17 protein-coding genes and 2 pseudogenes are annotated in these 16,719 nt (G+C 74.2%); 10 read left to right on the forward strand and 9 right to left on the reverse strand.

Annotated features, from left to right (window positions below):
- Nucleotides 1-59 precede the first annotated feature (59 nt).
- Nucleotides 60-287 carry a PNPOx family protein gene (locus GA0074696_RS18105; RefSeq protein ID WP_231925059.1) on the forward strand — a complete coding sequence of 76 codons (228 nt, stop codon included), beginning with the start codon at nt 60-62 and terminating at the stop codon, nt 285-287.
- Nucleotides 288-356: 69 nt separating this feature from the next.
- On the opposite strand, the gene GA0074696_RS18110 is transcribed toward GA0074696_RS18105, so the two are convergent.
- Nucleotides 357-1,133, reverse strand: a complete 777-nt coding sequence (locus tag GA0074696_RS18110) for a maleylpyruvate isomerase family mycothiol-dependent enzyme (protein WP_088962195.1) — start codon at nt 1,131-1,133, stop codon at nt 357-359.
- A gap of 377 nt (nt 1,134-1,510) precedes the next feature.
- Between GA0074696_RS18110 and GA0074696_RS18115 the strand changes: the two genes are divergently transcribed.
- Entirely contained in the window at nt 1,511-2,452 is a 942-nt protein-coding gene (locus GA0074696_RS18115; RefSeq protein WP_231925060.1) for a DUF1062 domain-containing protein, read from the forward strand.
- Nucleotides 2,453-3,078: 626 nt separating this feature from the next.
- Here the strand turns inward: GA0074696_RS18115 and GA0074696_RS18120 are convergent.
- Nucleotides 3,079-3,867 (reverse strand): maleylpyruvate isomerase family mycothiol-dependent enzyme, encoded by a 789-nt coding sequence (locus GA0074696_RS18120; RefSeq protein ID WP_088962196.1) that lies wholly within the window; start codon nt 3,865-3,867, stop codon nt 3,079-3,081.
- A 45-nt stretch (nt 3,868-3,912) separates the two neighbouring features.
- Here GA0074696_RS18120 and GA0074696_RS18125 point away from each other — a divergent pair.
- The 3 genes and pseudogenes from GA0074696_RS18125 to GA0074696_RS32620 form a co-directional block, all read left to right on the forward strand.
- Nucleotides 3,913-4,686 (forward strand): annotated as a pseudogene (locus GA0074696_RS18125) (IS256 family transposase); the annotation flags it as partial.
- Nucleotides 4,673-4,882: a hypothetical protein gene (locus tag GA0074696_RS31420; protein WP_088964655.1), complete on the forward strand. Its 210-nt coding sequence runs from the start codon at nt 4,673-4,675 to the stop codon at nt 4,880-4,882. The pseudogene GA0074696_RS18125 and the gene GA0074696_RS31420, both read left to right, overlap by 14 nt.
- Nucleotides 4,864-5,460, forward strand: coding sequence for an endonuclease domain-containing protein (locus tag GA0074696_RS32620; protein WP_088962197.1), 597 nt, complete (start codon nt 4,864-4,866; stop codon nt 5,458-5,460). The genes GA0074696_RS31420 and GA0074696_RS32620 overlap by 19 nt, the downstream gene beginning before the upstream one ends.
- 58 nt (nt 5,461-5,518) lie before the next feature.
- On the opposite strand, the gene GA0074696_RS18140 is transcribed toward GA0074696_RS32620, so the two are convergent.
- Nucleotides 5,519-6,004, reverse strand: a complete 486-nt coding sequence (locus tag GA0074696_RS18140; RefSeq protein ID WP_088964656.1) for a DnaJ family domain-containing protein — start codon at nt 6,002-6,004, stop codon at nt 5,519-5,521.
- A gap of 143 nt (nt 6,005-6,147) precedes the next feature.
- On the opposite strand from GA0074696_RS18140, the gene GA0074696_RS18145 reads away from it, so the two are divergent.
- Together GA0074696_RS18145 and GA0074696_RS18150 are read left to right on the forward strand one after the other, a co-directional pair.
- A complete protein-coding gene (locus tag GA0074696_RS18145; protein ID WP_088962198.1) occupies nt 6,148-6,552 on the forward strand; it encodes a YkvA family protein in 405 nt (134 codons plus the stop codon).
- Complete coding sequence (locus GA0074696_RS18150; RefSeq protein ID WP_088962199.1) at nt 6,549-7,274, forward strand: sulfite exporter TauE/SafE family protein; 726 nt, start codon at nt 6,549-6,551, stop codon at nt 7,272-7,274. The genes GA0074696_RS18145 and GA0074696_RS18150 overlap by 4 nt, the downstream gene beginning before the upstream one ends.
- A 2-nt stretch (nt 7,275-7,276) precedes the next feature.
- Here the strand turns inward: GA0074696_RS18150 and GA0074696_RS18155 are convergent, their stop codons facing one another.
- Nucleotides 7,277-7,834 (reverse strand): GNAT family N-acetyltransferase, encoded by a 558-nt coding sequence (locus GA0074696_RS18155; protein ID WP_088962200.1) that lies wholly within the window; start codon nt 7,832-7,834, stop codon nt 7,277-7,279.
- Between the two features lie 105 nt (nt 7,835-7,939).
- Here GA0074696_RS18155 and GA0074696_RS18160 point away from each other — a divergent pair, with 105 nt between their 5' ends.
- Entirely contained in the window at nt 7,940-8,590 is a 651-nt protein-coding gene (locus tag GA0074696_RS18160) for a LysE family translocator (protein WP_088962201.1), read from the forward strand.
- 148 nt (nt 8,591-8,738) lie between these two features.
- Here GA0074696_RS18160 and GA0074696_RS32295 read toward each other — a convergent pair.
- The 4 genes and pseudogenes from GA0074696_RS32295 to GA0074696_RS18180 all read right to left on the reverse strand — a co-directional run.
- Nucleotides 8,739-9,137, reverse strand: a pseudogene (locus GA0074696_RS32295) (NUDIX hydrolase); the annotation flags it as partial.
- A 3-nt stretch (nt 9,138-9,140) separates the two neighbouring features.
- On the reverse strand, nt 9,141-9,965 hold the full coding sequence (locus GA0074696_RS18170; RefSeq protein ID WP_088962202.1) for an SDR family NAD(P)-dependent oxidoreductase: 825 nt from the start codon (nt 9,963-9,965) through the stop codon (nt 9,141-9,143).
- Nucleotides 9,962-11,290 carry a flavin-containing monooxygenase gene (locus tag GA0074696_RS18175; RefSeq protein ID WP_088962203.1) on the reverse strand — a complete coding sequence of 443 codons (1,329 nt, stop codon included), beginning with the start codon at nt 11,288-11,290 and terminating at the stop codon, nt 9,962-9,964. The genes GA0074696_RS18170 and GA0074696_RS18175 overlap by 4 nt, the downstream gene beginning before the upstream one ends.
- A 65-nt stretch (nt 11,291-11,355) precedes the next feature.
- A complete protein-coding gene (locus GA0074696_RS18180) occupies nt 11,356-11,997 on the reverse strand; it encodes a TetR/AcrR family transcriptional regulator (RefSeq protein WP_269458680.1) in 642 nt (213 codons plus the stop codon).
- Between the two features lie 59 nt (nt 11,998-12,056).
- On the opposite strand from GA0074696_RS18180, the gene GA0074696_RS18185 reads away from it, so the two are divergent.
- The gene (locus GA0074696_RS18185; protein ID WP_088962204.1) at nt 12,057-13,403 is read left to right on the forward strand and encodes an MFS transporter; all 1,347 of its coding nucleotides are present in this window, start codon (nt 12,057-12,059) and stop codon (nt 13,401-13,403) included.
- 33 nt (nt 13,404-13,436) lie between these two features.
- Nucleotides 13,437-14,555, forward strand: a complete 1,119-nt coding sequence (locus tag GA0074696_RS18190) for a hypothetical protein (protein WP_088962205.1) — start codon at nt 13,437-13,439, stop codon at nt 14,553-14,555.
- Here the strand turns inward: GA0074696_RS18190 and GA0074696_RS18195 are convergent.
- Nucleotides 14,543-16,621 (reverse strand): molybdopterin-containing oxidoreductase family protein, encoded by a 2,079-nt coding sequence (locus GA0074696_RS18195; protein ID WP_088962206.1) that lies wholly within the window; start codon nt 16,619-16,621, stop codon nt 14,543-14,545. The genes GA0074696_RS18190 and GA0074696_RS18195 overlap by 13 nt on opposite strands.
- Between the last annotated feature and the right edge of the window lie 98 nt (nt 16,622-16,719).

The raw sequence follows: 16,719 nt of genomic DNA on the forward strand, positions 1-16,719 counted from the left end.
GCTGAGAACGATCTTGCTCTGGGGATCTCACATATACGTTGCTGTCGTAGCTGACCGCCGTGGGCAAGCCACCGGCCAGTGCGCTGGTGCTGGGCATCGAGGAGGTCTACCCGCACTGCCCCAAGGCGCTGCTGCGCGGCGGGGCCTGGAAGCCGGAGCAGTGGCTGCCGGCGGACGCCCAGCCGACCTCGGCCGAGGTGACGCTGGCCCAGCTGCGGATGCCGGCGCTGACGATCGCCGACATCGAACAGGTGGAGGCGGACTCGCTGAAATACCGCTACGAGTGACGGGCCGCGGACCCACCGCCGTGCGCTGAGGCCGAGGTCGGCGCAGGGCGGTGGGTCCGTCGTCGCGTCCTATTCCTCCGGCTCCCAGGCGATCAGCTGCTCGAAGACGCGCCGGTCGCCGTCGAGCCGCAGCGAGTCCATCGGAATGCGGCCGTAGCAGAACATGACCAGCTCATTGGCCGTGCCCCGGGCGGAGACATAGGCCACCTCCGGGCCCTCGCCGGCGACCGGCGTGGGGAGGCGGGCGGTCCGGGCGCCGTCGGCGGAGAACCAGAGCCGCCAGGAACGGCCCTCGGTGGCGTGGTAGTCGATGACCGCGGGCTTGTGCGGCCACGCGGCCGTCGTCGCGACGCAGGTGGTCAGGAACTCGTCGACACCGTCGAGGGCCACCTCGTCCGGCAGCGGCTGCGGGGCGCCCACGGCGACCTGGGCGTCGTAGGTGTGCACGGCGACCTGCTGGAGCTGGTGCCGGGCGACGGCACCAGTCGTCTGCGGCGACTGCGAATCACCCCACCAGGTCCAGCAACCACGATCCGGGCCGGCCTCCCGCAGCGCGTCCAGCAGCTCCCCCGTCGACGCGGCGAACCAGGCCAGCAGGGCCTCGCGCTCCCGGGGCGCCACCGGGGCGGACATCGCCGGAGGAGCGTCGGCGGGCCCCGCGGCCACGATGGCGGCCCACTTGCGGCGCCCCTCGCCCAGGTGCTGCACCAGGTCGAACAACGTCCACTCGGGGCAGGTCGGCACCCGCACGTCGAGGCTGGGTGCCGCGGCGACCGCCGCCCGGAAAGCGGTCGATCGTTCGTCCATCAGCCGCAACAGGTCAGCGAACTCCAGAGTCTTTTCCACCGCGGCTTTGTACCACCCCCCCTCCGACAACCGACAGCGGATTTCCCCACCCCCGGCGGCGGGGCCACGCGGAAAATCCGTTGCCCGGCGGCCCACGGGTTGACCATGCTGACGCGCATGGATCAGTGACCAGTGGCGCACGTGCGCGATGAAGGCGGGTTCGAGTCACCTCCCCGTCTCGGTCCGCCGTGCCCCTCGAAGCCCGCACCGGGTGACCGGTGCGGGCTTCTTTCACGCGACGTGATCTGCGACGTCGCGCCAGCCGGCGTGCTCCCCGCCGAGACTCCGGCTGCCCGCCACTGGATCCGGGAGGCACCCCCCGGCGCGCCATCGCGCTGCCGGGCGCCTCCTGCCTAGACCTTGGAATCGCCGAAGCCATGAATAGTTCCCGCCATATCCGCGTGCCGGCCCACGGTCGCGGACCCGGCATCGACCGCAAAGCGCTGTGGGTGGTCAGCGAGCTCGGACTGCCCACCATCGTCAAAACCTGCGTGTCATGCAGGTCCACGCGGCACCGTCCCACCGGCAAGATCCGGGTCAACGCGAACCACAAGCTGCTCGACGTGTGGCTGCTGATCTGCTGCGACCTGTGCGGCCGCACGTCGAAAATCCCCGTCCACGAGCGCATCAACGTGCGGGCGCTGGACCACGAGCGGCTACTGAGGTTCGAGAACAACGATCCGGCCATAGTGCGACAGCTGACCATGGACGCGACGCTCGCCCACAAGGCCGCCTACCAGCTCGACTGGACCGGCACCTGGCAGCTGGACACCGACATACCGTTCTACGACCTCCAGCGCGAGGATGCCGCGCCACTCGAGGTCATCATCAGGTTCGAGCTCCCGGCACCCATCCGGGTCGAGAAGCTGCTCACCGCCGGGTTCGGCCTGAGCCGTCCCGCCGTGCGAGGCATGGTCGACTCCGGGCGCATCCGCCTGCCCCTGCCCATCGACGCCAAGGCCCGCGAGGACTTCACCTTCCTTGTCGTCGCCGCCCCACCGCTGTCACCCGAGCGGGCAGGAGGTGCCACCCCACGGCGCGATGACCTGCGCCGTGGGGCGGCCCGTACCATCCGGCCCGCCGGCCGTCGCGGTCGGCGGGCCGGCCCAGCGTGCGGCGGCTCACTTGAATGTGCCGGCCTTCGCCCGTACGGACATGCCTGCGTGCGAATCCCGCGCATCAAAGACCTCCGTGATTCTGACGGCCTGCGGTGGCCCCGCGCGGACGGTCTGCGGTGGCCCCGTCGTGGTGAGGCGTGCGGTGGTGTGACGGCCCGATTTGGCCCCACCCCGGCCTGCCGCAGGAGATCAGATCAGTGACTGTGCGTTAGATATGTAGGCGCTCGGCTTCAGGCCGAAGCTGCCACCCGACCTTTTCGATGACTTCGCGAGCTGCCTCCGTAACAGGCCTTGCGTGGGTCGACACCTGAAAGTCTCGGATCCTCGCAAGATCGCTCCGCTGCTGATAGAGATCGACGAAGTTGCGCAGCCGGCTGCGCCAGTACTCGTTCGGTTCCCGGGCAGTGACCCGTTCCTTCAACCGTCTCAGGTGCGGTCAGCTCGCAGATGACGAACCGTGAGCCCGGCACGGCAGCGCGAAGCTGCACCCGTTCGTCCTCGTCCGCGATAACACTGGGAATGACGAGCCGCAGGCCCGCAATAGCCGCATAATTGGGCCAGATAGCCCTGAGATTGTTGCACGCGAAAGACCGGTCGGGGTGCGGGTAGACCATGTTGAGGCCATCGAGGTCGATCACCGCGTTCGCCAAACCGGACTCACGCAGCAGTTCTGCTATGGCGCCCGACAGGGTGGACTTTCCTGAGCCGGCGATCCGTGCAGGATGAGTACGTCCGCGTTGTTCACGAGCGTAGCCACCCGGGCCGGATGCCTGTGACTTTGCTGCGGCCTTGGCCTCGGGGCGCAGGAGGTGGAGTGTCGTCGATTGTCACACGGACGGGTCCCAAGCGATGAGCTGGTCGAAGATGCGGCGGTCGCCTTCCAGCTTCAGGGAATCCAGCGGTATGCGGCCGTAGAACATCAGGACCAGGTCACTGGCCGTGCCGCGGGCGGCTGCGTCGACCGGGTCCGGGTCCTCGCCGGCGGCGGGCGCGCCGAGGCGGGCGGCCCGTGCGCCGTCGCTGGACAGCCGGAGGCGCCAGGAGCGGCCCTCGGTGGCGTGGTATTCGACGACGGCGGGTTCGTGTGGCCAGGCGACCGTCGTTGCGCAGAGGGTGAACTGGCAGTCGTCGAATCCGTCGAGGGCGACCTCGTCTGGTAGCGGCTGCGGGGCACCCACGGTGAGCTGGGCGTCGTAGGTGTGCACTGCGATCTCGGGAACCTGGCGCCGCGCCCATGCACCGGAGGTTTGTGGTGACGGCGAGTCATCCCACCACGTCCAGCAACCGCGGTCCGGGCCGGCTTCGCGCAGCGTGCTCGTTAGTTGTTCGATGGACTCGGTCCACCAGGCCAGGAGGGCCTCGCGTTCCCGAGGCGCACCCATGCCGTCCTCCCAGGCCGACTTGTCTGGGGGAGCGTCTGCGGGCCCTGCGGCGACGATGGCGGCTGATTTGCGGCGGCCCATGCCGACGTGTTGCACGAGGTCGAACAGCGTCCGCTCGGGATGGGTCGGCACCTGCAGGTCGAGGCTGGGTGCCGCGGCGACCGCGGCGCGGAAGGCGGTCGACCGTTCGTTGATCAGCCGCAGATGATCAGAGAACGTCAGAATTTTGTGCACCCCGGCTTTCTATCACTGTGCTTCGGCAACCGGACAGCGACCGACTGGTCGCACCGGCCCCTGGACGAGATCTACGCGGCGGTGTTCATCGACGCCATCGTGGTCAAGGTGCGAGACGGGCAGGTCGCCAACCGGCCGTTCTACGCCGCGATCGGCGTCACCCTCGACGGAGACAAGGACATCCTCGGCCTGTGGGCCGGCGCCGGTGGCGAGGGCGCGAAGTTCTGGATGAGCGTGCTGACCGACCTGCGCAACCGCGGCGTCAAGGACGTGTTCTTCCTCGTCTGCGACGGCCTCAAAGGCCTGCCAGAGGTCGTCACGAACGTCTGGCCCCAGACCGTCGTGCAGACCTGCATCATCCACCTGATCCGCAACACGTTCCGGCTCACCTCACGCCGGTACTGGGACGAACTCAAGCGCGACATCAAGCCGATCTACACCGCCGTCAACGCGGCTGCGGCCCCGGCAGCCTTCGACGACCTCGCCGACAAGTGGGGCGGGCGGTATCCGGCGGTGATCCGGCTGTGGGACAACGCCTGGGCCGAGTTCATCCCGTTCCTCGACTACGACCTGGAAATCCGCACCGTCATCTGCTCCACCAACGCGATCGAGTCGCTCAACGCCCGCTACCGGCGGGCGGTCAAAGCCCGCGGCCACTTCCCCAACGAGCAGGCCGCGTTGAAGTGTCTGTACCTGGTGACCCGATCCCTGGCCCCCACCAGAGCAGGCAGAACCCGATGGACGATGCGCTGGAAACCCGCGCTGAACGCCTTCGCCATCACCTTCAGCGACCGCTTCCCCGCCGCTGAAGCCTACTAACCAAGATCGCCGGAAACACCGTTCACGAGACAGCCCCGCTGCCGGCGAGGACCCGGACGCGGCCGACGCCTCCCTCCGAGGCACGGCCAGTGAGCTGGTCCTGGCCTTTTACGGGCGTATTCCGGTGGACTCCCTGAAGCTCGACGGCGACCGACGTCTCTTCGAGCTGCTCATAGCCTGGGAGCCGGATATGTAGGACGTGACGATGCGCCGCCTCTCGTCGGGGACGGCGTCACCCGGGCCAGACGCAAGGCGACCGCCGCTGCCGTGCGGCTGGTCGTCGACCACTGCCGCTCATCCAAGCGCGTACGAGGGCTCCTGTGCACAGGATGCAACTCGGCCCTGGGCCACTTCAGGGACTCGCCCGAGACCCTCACCGCGGCCCTGCGCTACCTCCACGAAGCTAATCCCTACCTCAAAGTAGGAAAACAACAGAACAGACATTATGATGCATCGCCTCTTTGCCCGTTATGCCCGAGCAAATTACTGGATTGTCGTTACTGGTTATCCAATAAACCGCCACGCCTCTCTGCGGTGCGCTGCGAAGGTTCTGGCAACGTCGGCACGATGGCGACCGTCAGCTCGGCGGCGCGGTGCTCGCGGTGGTCGCGGTGGTCGTTCAGCGGCAGCTCGCCGGGGGCGCGGGGGCGAGCCTCGACCCGGTCGTCCGGGCGGCGGCGGCGCCGCGACGTTCTGGTGGGTGGGCTTCATCCAGCTCGCAGCGCTGCCCGCACTGCTGCTGCCGCCCGCCCGCAGTCCACGGCGGGGGCCTGATCGTCGTCGCGAGCGGCCACCGGCTCGGGGGTGGTGGGCGCCCGCGACGACGATCAGGTCAGCGCGAGCGCTGCCACGGAAAACGCCAGCGGCGGCGGGCCCGCCGGCCGGCAGTGGTCGCCGGCTCGGTGGCAGCGGCCACGACAGCCGCCGACCGCTGTTCCCGGTCGGCCCGCCAGCGTCGTACCGTCTCGTCGACGTTGACCGGCCGGACCACGACGCGCGGGCCGGTCGGGGTACGCAGCCAGGCGACGATCTCGGAGTTCAGCACCGCCACGTACGCCCGGACGGACTCCTCGGTGGGCAGGTCACGAACCTCGTCGGGGACCTGTTCGACCCGCCGGCGCAGCTGCAGCGGCGTCGGCAGCAGCAGATCGCTGGGCAGCGCCTCCCGCTCCAGGAAACTCTTGATCCACCATGACTCGTCGTAGGGGGCGCCGCGGCCCGGGATCGGCTTGCCCATGCCGGGCAGGTTGTCGAAGTCGCCGCGCTCCACGGCGGTGCGGATCTGCGCCTCGACCGCCGCTTCCCACGCGTTGCTCACGTCGCCCACCTCCCCGGACCAAGGTATCCGCCGTACCGCCGAGGTTCAGCGTCCCGGCGCGGCCGGGCATTCCCGCCGGCGGGCGGTGGCGGCGGCCGGGGCGTAGATTCCCGGCAGGGTCGACGCGGGTCGGAGGAGGCAGCGTGCGGGAGTGGCTGATCGGGCTCGGCGTGGCGGTGGCCTGCCTGCTGGCCAGCTGGGCGCTGCTGGTGCTGCTGGCCCGGCGGCTGCCGCCGGGCATCCTGCGCGACCTGGCCGCGTTCATTCCCGACTGCCTGACCACGGTACGACGGCTGCGCGCCGACCCCCGGGTCCCCCGCAAGGCGAAGATCGCCATCGTGCTGGCGGGCCTCTGGCTGGCCAGCCCGATCGACCTGATCCCGGAGTTCCTGCCGGTGATCGGCCCGCTGGACGACATCGTGGTGGTCGCCCTCGCACTGCGCTACGCGGGCCGGCAGGTGCCGCGTGAGGTGCTGCTCGCCGCCTGGCCCGGGGAGCCGCGGCTGCTGCTGCGGCTGCTCGGCCCGCCCCCCACGCCGCCGGCGTGAGCCCGGTCGAGACCCTGCTGGTCGCCTCGGCGGCCGCCTTCGCCCTGGCGCTGCTGTCGGCGGTGACCGGTTTCGGCGGCGGCGTGCTGCTGCTGCCGGTCTTCACCGCCCTGTTCGGGCTGCGGGTCGCGGTGCCGGTGCTCACCCTGGCGCAGCTGTCCAGCAACGGCGCCCGGGTATGGCTCAACCGCCGGGAGCTGTGCCCGCCGCTGGTGGGCCGGTTCGCCGCCGGTGCGGTGCCGTTCGCCCTGGCCGGGGCGTTGCTGCTGGCGCACGCCCCGCTTGCCGCACTCAAGCGGCTGCTGGGGGTGTTCCTGCTGGCGGCGGTGGCCTGGCGGCGGCGCGGGCCCCGGCCGGGGCGCCCCCGGCAGCGGACGTTCACCGTGGTCGGCGCCGCGTCCGGCCTGGGCTCGGCGCTGCTGGGCTCCGTCGGGCCGCTGACCGCGCCGTTCTTCCTGGCGTACGGGCTGACCCGCGCCGGGTACGTCGGCACCGAGGCGGCCGGCGCGCTGACCCTGCACCTGGCCAAGACCGCCGGGTACGCCGCCGGCGGCCTGCTGGACCGGCAGGTGCTGCTGCTCGGTGCGGCGTTGACCCCGGCCACCCTGCTCGGCGCGGCCGTCGGGCGGCGGGTCGTGGCCCGGCTCGACGACCGGGTCTTCGTGCTGCTGGTCGAGGTCGGCCTGGTCGTCGCGGGAGTGCTGTTCCTGCTGGGCGGGTGAGGTCAGTCCCGAAGGCGCACGTGGCGGTGCCCGTCGCCCGGGTACGGCGGCCGGGCGGGCAACACCTCCACGAACGCGTACCCGCTCTTCTCCGCCACCCGGCAGGACGCCGGGTTGTCGACCTCGTGCAGCAGCTCCAGCCGGGTCAGTCCGGTCGCGGCGAAGCGGGTGAACGCCCAGCGGCTCACCGCGTCCACCGCGCGCGGTGCCACCCCGCGGCCCCGGGCCGCCGCGGCCGTCCAGTAGCCCACCTCGGCGTCCGGCCGTCCCGGCGTGACGTCCTTGAGGACCACGCAGGCGACGAGCCGCTGCCCGCCGTCGACCGGGTCCGTCTCGCAGACGGCGAAGCAGAAGCGGCGGCCGGCCGCCCAGCCCTGCCGGTGCCGGGCCACCCAGCGGCGGGCGTCGGCGACGGTGCGCACCGGGCGCCGGGTGCGCGCCCGCAGTTCCGGATCGCGGTAGATCTCCCGCAGCGCCTCGACGTCGTCGTCGCGCCACGGGCGCAGGACGAGCTCGGCGGCGGTGGACGCGGTGGCGGGCACCCGCAGGACGACGGACATCACAGCAGTGTCACCGCTGAACGGGCCGGCGCAAAGCTGCGGTGCGTACGGCGCAGTGGTTCCCGGCGTAGGGTCGGGGCCGGCACGGGGAGGGGCGGTGCGGCGATGGTGACGGTGGGCGCGCTGGTGGGAATGGGTCTGGTGGCGCTCGGCCTGGTGCTGACGCCCGGGCCGAACATGGTCTACCTGGTGTCCCGGTCGGTGACCCAGGGCCGCCGCGCCGGGTTGGTCTCCTTGCTCGGGGTGGCGGTCGGTTTCCTGGTCTACCTGGCCGCCGCGGTGGCCGGCATCGCCACGGTCTTCGTGCTGGTGCCGCCGCTGTACACGGCGGTGAAGCTGGCCGGCGCGGCGTACCTGCTGTGGCTGGCCTGGCGGACGCTTCGCCCGGGCGGGCAATCGGCGTTCACCCCGACGCCGCTGCCGCCGGACCGGCCACGCCGACTGTTCACCATGGGCCTGGTCACCAACCTGCTCAACCCGAAGATCGCCATCCTGTACGTGTCGCTGCTGCCGCAGTTCGTCGATCCGGCGCGCGGCCACGTGGCGGTGCAGAGCCTGCTGCTCGGGCTGACCCAGATCGTGATCGCGCTGACGGTCAACGCGCTGATCGTGCTGACCGCCGGTTCGGTGTCGGCGTTCCTGGTCCGCCGGCCGGGTTGGGCGCGGGCGCAGCGGTACGTGATGGGCACCGTGCTGGCCGGCCTCGCGGTGCGCATCGCCGCGGACCGTTCCCGGGCCGCCGTCGCCACCGGCTGACCCGTCCCGGCCGAACGGTTGGCACCGGGCCGCAGAGAGCGTCGGGTCGGCGCAGCGCCGGGTGCCGCTCGCCGGGCCGTGCATGCCAGGTCGGGGCGTCCTCGCGCAGCGTGGTGTCGATGCGCAGCCGCGCCCACTCGTCCAGCTCCGGCAGGTCGTCCGGGGCGAACCAGCCCACCTCGGTCGACTCGTCGCCGTCGGCGCGCGGCTCGCCACCCACCGGCGCGCAGCGGAACCACACGTTGAGGTACTCGCAGACGTCGCCGTTGGGGTAGACCACCGGGTGGGTGGCGACGCCACCGACCCGCTCGACCCGGACCCGCACGCCGGTCTCCTCGAAGACCTCCCGCACCACGGCGTCGGCCGGCTGCTCACCCGGGTCCACGATCCCGGCCGGCACCAACCAGCGGCTGTTGTCGCCCCGCCGGGCCAGCAGCACCCGCCCGGCGTCGTCGCGCACCACGCCGCTGACCCCGGGCAGCAGGAGCAGGCCGTGGCCGATGTGGGCGCGCAGCCGGGTCACGTACGCGGGGACGGGCACCGGCACACGCTAGCCGGTGGCGTCGCGGTGCCGGCGGACCATCCCGGCGGCCAGCGGCGCCCCGTCGAGGTCACCGGCGGCGATCCGGCCCGCGACGGTACGGCGCACCATCCGGTCGGCCAGCGCGGGCGCGTGCCGGGCGAGGGCCATCTCCAGCCGGCCCCGGGCGGTGGTGGCCACGTCCCGGGGCGCCCGGCGGGCGGTGGCCGCCCGCAGGATCGCCGCCACCACTCCCTCGACGGGTTCCATCCGGGACACCCCGCCAAGCGACAGACCGGCCTCGGCGGTGCTGTCGTGGATCGGTGAGGCGACCATGCTCGGGTAGACGACGCTGACCCCGACGTGGGTGCCGACCTCGTGGCGCAGCGCGTCGGCGTAGGCGACCAGCGCTCGCTTGCTCACCCCGTACGCGGCGGCGAGAGGCAGCGGCAGCACCGCCATCCGGCTGGCCACGAAGATCACCCGGCCGCGGGCGGCGACCAGGTCGGGCAGCGCGGCGGCGGTGGTCCGCCAGGCGGCGAGCAGGTTCACCTCCAACTGCTGGCGGACGATCTCGTCGGGAGGCAGCTCCGCCGGGGCGGGACCACCGACGCCGGCGTTGTTGACCAGCAGGTCCAGCCCGCCGAGGCGGTCGACGGCGGCGCGTACGGCGGGCGGGACGGCGCCCGGGTCGGTCAGGTCGCAGCCGAGCACGGGCACGCCGGCGGCGACGCCCGGATAGCGGTCGACGCCGACGACCCGCGCCCCGGCGGCGTGCAGCGCGGCGCAGAGCTGCCGGCCGAAGGTGCCGTGCGCGCCGGTGACCACCGCCCGGCGGCCGACCAGCCCGCTCACGCCGGCACCCGGGTGGTGGCGGCAGCCCGGCGGACGCCCTCGTCGAGTTCCCGGGCGAGCTGGGCGAGGTAGGCGTCGAAGTCGACGCGCATCGCCGGGCGGCGGTCGCCCCAGCGGTCAATCGCCGCGCGCAGCTCCGCCCGGATGTCGGCGTGCTGCCGGGCCGGGTCGGGCAGCGCGTACGTGCCGGCGAGCTGGGCGGCGACCAGCCGGGCCTGCGCCTCGACGAGCGGGAACGCCGCCCCGGTGGACTGCATCAGCCCGACGAAGGCCAGGCCGGGCACGTCGGGGTGGAAGACGTGCCGGTACAGCGGCAGGGCGTCCGGCCGGTCGCCGAGCAGCGCCGGGTCCAGGAACGGCAGGTCCACCCGGTAGCCGGTGCACCAGATCACCAGGTCGACCTCGTCGGCGCGGCCGTCGGTGAAGGTGACCCGGTCACCGTCGAAGCCGGCGATGCCGGGCCGCACCTCGATCTCACCGTGGGTGAGGCGGGACAGCAGCCCGTCGGAGAGGGTGGGGTGGTCCTGGAGGAAGCCGTGGGCGGGGGCGGGCAGGCCGTAGCGGGTCGGGGGTCCGACGGTGGCGGTGAGCATGGTCTGGCTGATCCGTTGGCGCAGCCGCCACGGCAGCCGGCGGGCCAGCGCCCCGTTGAGGGTGTCCGACGGGCGGCCCAGCAGGTGCTTGGGCACCACCCACACGCCGCGGCGCAGCGACAGCAGGGTGCGCGCGCCGGCGTACGAGGCGTCGACGGCGATGTCCATCGCGGAGTTGCCGCCGCCGACGACCAGCACCCGCCGGCCGGCGAGCTGTTCGGGCCCACGGTAGCCGTGGCTGTGCAGCTGCCGGGCGGTGCAGGTGCCCGGGGGCGGCGGGACCGGTGACTTCGGCACCCGGTTGTGCCCGTTGGCGACGACCACGGCGGCGACGCTGACGCTGACCGGCCCGTCGGATCCGTCGGCGTGCACGGTCCACCGGTCGCCGGCCTGCGGGACGACCCGGTCGACGGTGTGCCGCAGCCGTACCGACTCGTGCAGGCCGAACCGGTCGGCGTAGTCGGCGAGCCAGCCGGCGACCCGGGTGTGGTCGGGGTAGTCGGGCCAGTGCGCCGGCATCGGGTGGTCGGCGAACTCGGTCCGCCGCCTGCTGGTGTTCAGGTGCAGCGTCCGGTACGCCGGCGAGCCGGGCGACCCGTAGACCCACAGCCCGCCGACCCGGTCGCCGGCCTCGAAGCAGACTGCGGGCACGCCGGCGTCGGCGAGGGCCTTGAGGGTGGCCAGCCCGGCCGCGCCCGCCCCGATCACCGCCACGGACGGTGGTGCGCCCATCCCCGCCTCCCCTCCCGCGCCAAATCCAACGACTGTCGGATAATGGGCGCGGGTGGGGCCGCGCGTCAAGAGCCGTACAGGCCGTCGAGGAAGCGGTGCACGAAGGCGCGGAACTCGCGGCGCTCGCGGGCCTGCGATCCGCCGCCGGCGGCCAGGGCCACCACGTGCCCGTGCACCGCCCAGACCAGGCTGCGCACGGTGACGTGCGGGGTGGGCTCGGCCAGCGCGCCGGTCGCCGCGGCGGCGGTGAGCAGCTCGGCGACCAGCCGGTACAGCGGCGCCGCGTACCGCTCGTCCAGCTCGGCGTGGCGCTGCGGCTCCAACCAGCGGCGCAGCCACAGCGCGGTGGTCTCCGGCCGGTCCTCCAGGAAGTCCACGAACACGTCGACCAGTTCGTGCAGCGCCCGCAGCGCCTCACCCGGCCCCGCCTCGAGAGCCGTCCGGGCCCGTGCCGTCGCCTCCTCCAGGGCCCCCCGCTCGGCGGCGAACACCCGCCCGAAGCAGGCGTCGTAGAGCTGCGCCTTCGTACCCGTGTGGTGGGAGACCGTGGCCACGTCGACGCCGGCGGCGGCGGCGACCTCCCGCAACCCGACGGCGTCGAAGCCGCGCCGGGCGAACAGCTCGGTCGCCGCGGCGAGCACCACCTCACGGGTCTGCCGGGTCTCCTCACGGCGGGGACGGCCCGGGCGGCGTCGGGGCATGGTCATGCCGGCCATTGTGCCCCTACAATCCAGCATCCGTTGGATTGGCCGGGAGGAGACGCGGCATGACCGGGCTCGACCAGCAGCCGACCAGCGCGGACGCGGCGGCCCTGCCCCGCGGTCCGCTGCTCGGCTTCGCCGCCGGCTCGCTCGGCATGGGCATCTGGGTCACCGTGCCCGGCCTGCTGCTGCTCTACTTCCTCACCGACGTGCTGGCCGTCGCCCCCTGGCTGGCCGGGTTGGCGCTGCTGCTGCCCAAGGTCGCCGACGTGCTGCTGCACCCGTGGGTCGGGCACCGCTGCGACGTCGAACAGGCCCGCCGCGGTGACCGGCGGCGGCTGTTGCTGCTCGGCTGCGCCCTGCCGGTGGCCTTCGCGGCGCTCTTCGCGGTGCCCGGCGGGCTGACCGGCGCGCCCGCCGCCGCCTGGGTGGCGGTGTTCTTCGTCGCCGGCAACCTGCTCTTCGCCGCCTACCAGGTCCCCTACCTGGCCACCCCCGCCGACCTGCGGATCGGCTACCACGAGCGGACCCGGCTGATGGCCTTCCGGATGGTGGTGCTGACCCTCGGCATCCTCGTCTCCGGTCTGCTGGCCCCGCTGCTGACCGGCGGGGACGCCGCCACCCGGGGCGGCTACCAGCGGATGGGCGTGCTGCTCGCCGTCGGGATGCTGGCCGCCATGCTGGTCGGCGTCGCCGGCATCGCCCGGCTGCGCCGGGCCGCCGCCGCGGGCGCCGCCCCGCACGCCGGCGGCTGGCGGGCGCTCGCCGCCGCCCTGCGCGACCGGCAGTTCCGCTGGCTGGTCGCCGCCTACCTGGCCATGTCCACCACCACCCACCTGGTGCTGGCCGGGGTGCCCTACTACGCCGAGTACGAGCTGGGCCGCCCGGGCCTGACCACGGTGCTGGTGGCCGCGTTCGTCGCCCCGGCGCTGCTGGTCACCCCCGGCTGGCTGGCGGTGGCCCGCCGGGTCGGCAAGCAGCGGGCGCTGCTGGGCGCCCAGGGCGCGTTCGCCGCCGGCTCGCTGGTGCTGGCGGTGGGCCGGCCGGCGGGGCTGCCGGTCCTGGTGGCCGCGGTGGCGGTGCTCGGGGTGGCCTTCGCCGGCATGCAGCTGCTGCCGTTCTCGATGGTGCCCGACGTGATCCGCGCCGGCACCGGCGCCGCCGGCACCTACACCGGGGTGTGGACGGCCACCGAGGCCACCGGCGCGGCGCTGGGCCCCTGGGCGTACGCGCTCTGCCTGGCCGCCGGCGGGTTCGTCGCCTCCGCCGCCGGGCAGCGCGTCACCCAGCCCGACGCGGCGCTGGACGCGATCCGCTGGGGCTTCGGGCTGCTGCCCGCCGCCGCGATGCTCGCGGCGCTGCTGCTGCAACGCCGCTACACCCTGGACCGCACCGCCCGCGCCGGGGACTGACCGTCCCGGCGCCGGCACTAGACTTCCGCCTCGATGGACGCCCAGCCCGCCCCCACCGACACCCGCCCCTGCGCCCACTGTGGACGGGACGTGCCACAGCGCGTCGGCGCCGGCCGGCCGTTCCGCTACTGCCGGGACAACGACGGCGCCTGCCAGCGGGCCTCACGCAACGTGCGGATGCGGCACCGCAACGCCCCCGGCCTGCCGGGGCAGGTGGCCCGCACCTGGGAGGCGGTGGAGCGGCTCGACCAGATCGTCGAGACGCTGACCGAGGCGCTGCACGCCGAGCTCTCCCCCGCCGGGGTGGAACGCCAGCTCGCCCAGCTGCGCGCCGAGACCGCCGCCGACATCGCCCGGGCGCACACCGAGCGCGACGAGGCCCGCACCGACGCCGAGACCGCCGCCGCCGAGGCCACCCGCGCCCGGCAGGAGGCGCGGGCCGCCGCCGCGGACCGTGACGCCGCCCTGGCCCGCGCCGAGCAGGCCGACGCGCGGGCCGCCGCCGCGCGGGACCGCGCCGAGCGCGCCGAGGCGGACCGGGACGTCGCCCGCCGCGAGGCCAGCGCCGCCGAGGCGCTGCGCGCCCAGGCCGAACGGGACCGCGACGCCGCCCGCCACGAGCTGCGCGGCCTGCGCGCCGAGCGGGACACCGACCGGCAGCGCGCCGCCGACCTGACCGTCGAGCGCGACGCCGCCCGCGCCGACGCCCAGCGGGCCACCACCGCCGCCGCGGAGGCGGTGCGGCAGGCCGAGCGGGCCGCGGCCGAGGCCGCGCGGGCGCGTACCGAGGCCGACCGGCACGCCGAGCAGGCCCGGCGGGCGCACGCGGAGGCCGCCGCCGCGGCCGGCGACCGGGACGCCGCGCGGGCGGCGGCCGACGCCGCCCGCGAGGAGGCCGCCGCGGTGTCGGCCCGCGCCCGTGAGGAGGCCGCCGGGGCCGCCGCGCAGCGCGACGCGCTGACGACCGAGCTGGCCGAGGCCCGCCGCGGCGGCGACGCCGCGCAGGCCCGGCTGACCGAGATCGAGGTACGGCTGCGCGCCGCCGAGGCCGACCGGGACGCCGCCCAGCGGCGGGCGGCGCAGCTCGCCGACCAGGTCAGTGACCTGGCTGCCGCGCTGGCCCGGCTCGGCGCGCCGCCTCAGGCGGGCTGACCGGGCGCCTCGGCCGGCACGCCCTCGACCTGCACCCTGGTGTCATGGAACGTCGGCCCGCCACCCAGGTCGGTGTCGCGTACGGCGGTGACCGCGTTGACGGTGCTGCCGCCGGGGCTCAGCCGCGCCCAGTACGCCTTGTAGGTGAACGCCAGCCCCGGCCGGGTGGCCTCGTCCACCGCGACGGTGGCCAGGAACCCGCCCCGGTCGTTGTGCACCCGCGCCGCGTCGCCGTCGGCCAGGCCCCGGGCGGCCGCGTCGACGGGGTGCAGGTGGATGCGGGGCGGGCCGGTGCGGTCCAGGTGCCAGGGCAGCGAGGCGAAGGTGGAGTTCATCAGGAACCGGCCGGCCGGTGAGATCAGCGCCAGCGGGAACCGCCGCGCCAGCTGCGGGTCGGCGGCCTCCACCGGCGGGGTGTAGCCGATCAGCGGGTCGACGCCCTGCCCGGTGAGCTGCGGGTCGTACAACCGGGCCCGCCCGTCGCGGGTGGGAAAGCCGCCCTTGGCGTAGGGGGCGGCGCCGACGTCGACGCCGGTGGCCCGCGCGTAGGTGTGCTCGCGCAGCTCCTCGAAGCTGACCCCGGCGCCGTCGAGCAACTGCCGGGCCAGGTCCTCGTCGGTGTCGCGCAGCCGGGGATGGGTCAGGCCGAGGGCCGCGGCGATGCGGCGGAAGATCTCCGTGTTCGGCAGCGCCTCCCCCGGCGGGGTGCTCGCCGGCAGGTTCAGCGTCGCGTAGTGGTGCCCGTAGGAGGTGTGCAGGTCGAGGTGTTCGGGCTGCATGGTGGCCGGCAGCACCACGTCGGCCCAGTCGCAGGTGTCCGTCCAGCGCTGTTCCAGCACCACGGTGAACAGGTCGGCCCGGCCCAACCCGGCGCGCAGCCGGTTCTGGTCGGGGACGGTGGCGGCCGGGTTGGCGTCGAACACCACCAGCGAGGTGACCGGCGGGTCGGCCTCGCCGGTCAGCGCGGCGGCGAGCCGGCTCATGTTGATCGAGCGGGCCGGCGGGGTGGGCAGGTCGGCCGGGCGGGCCACCCGGTCGGGGTCGATCCGGTGGTGCCCGGAGGTGGTGACCAGCGCCCCGCCGCCCGGGTAGCGGAAGTCCCCGGTCAGCAGCGGGATCGCCGCGATGGCCCGGACGGCCTGGCCGGCGCCGGCGTGCCGTTGCAGGCCCAGCCCGACCCGGATGGCGGTGGGCCGGGTGCCGGCGATCCGCGCGCCGAGCCGGCGCAGCACCTCGACGTCGAGACCGCACTCGGCGGCGGCGCGTTCCACCGGCCACTCGTCGAGGCGGGCGTCGAGCCGTTCCCCGCCGGTGGTGTGCGCGTCCCGCCACTCCCGGTCGACGCCACCGAGGTCGCGGATGTGGCGCATCAGCCCCAGCGCGAGGGCGGCGTCGGTGCCGGGCAGCGGCGCGACGTGCTCGTCGCTGCGCGCGGCGGTGTCGGTGCGCAGCGGATCGATCGTCACCACGTACGCGCCGCGCCGCTGCGCCTCCTGTACGAACGGCCAGTGGTGCAGGTTCGTCGAGAGCAGGTTCGCGCCCCACAGCACGATCAGCCGGGCGTCCACGATCGACTCCGGTTCGAAGCCGACCGACCCGCCGTAGATCGACTGGAGGGCGGCGCGGGCGGCGGCGGTGCAGATCGTGGTGCGCAGCCGCGACGCGCCCAGGTGGGCGAAGAGCCGGGGCCCCATCGTCCAGCCCTGCACCAGGCCCATCGTGCCGGCGAAGTAGTACGGCAGGATCGCCTGCGGCCCGTCGGCGTCGATGGTGGCGCGCAGCCCGGCCGCCACCCGGTCCAGTGCCTCGTCCCAGCTCGCCGGCCGGTACGACACCGACCCGACGCCCTTGGGCCCGACCCGCACCAGCGGCCGGGTGAGCCGGTCGGGGCCGTTGACCGCGTCGAGGTAGCGGTTGACCTTGCCGCACAGCGCGCCCCGGGTGAACGGGTGGTCCCGGTCGCCGCGCAGCGCCACCGCCCTGCCGTCGGTGACGGTGAGCTGCCAGGTGCAGGTGTCCGGGCAGTCCAGCGGGCAGGCGCCGGGGTGGATCGTGGTGCGGGCCATGGCGCGGATCGTATCCCCACCGCGCCGCACGGGACGGCCCCGCGCGCGCCGGGTGCGGCGCCGCGCGGCACGGCCCGCGCCCCGGGTGCGGCCGGGAC

The organism is Micromonospora purpureochromogenes, from assembly GCF_900091515.1.
Lineage (GTDB): Bacteria > Actinomycetota > Actinomycetes > Mycobacteriales > Micromonosporaceae > Micromonospora > Micromonospora purpureochromogenes.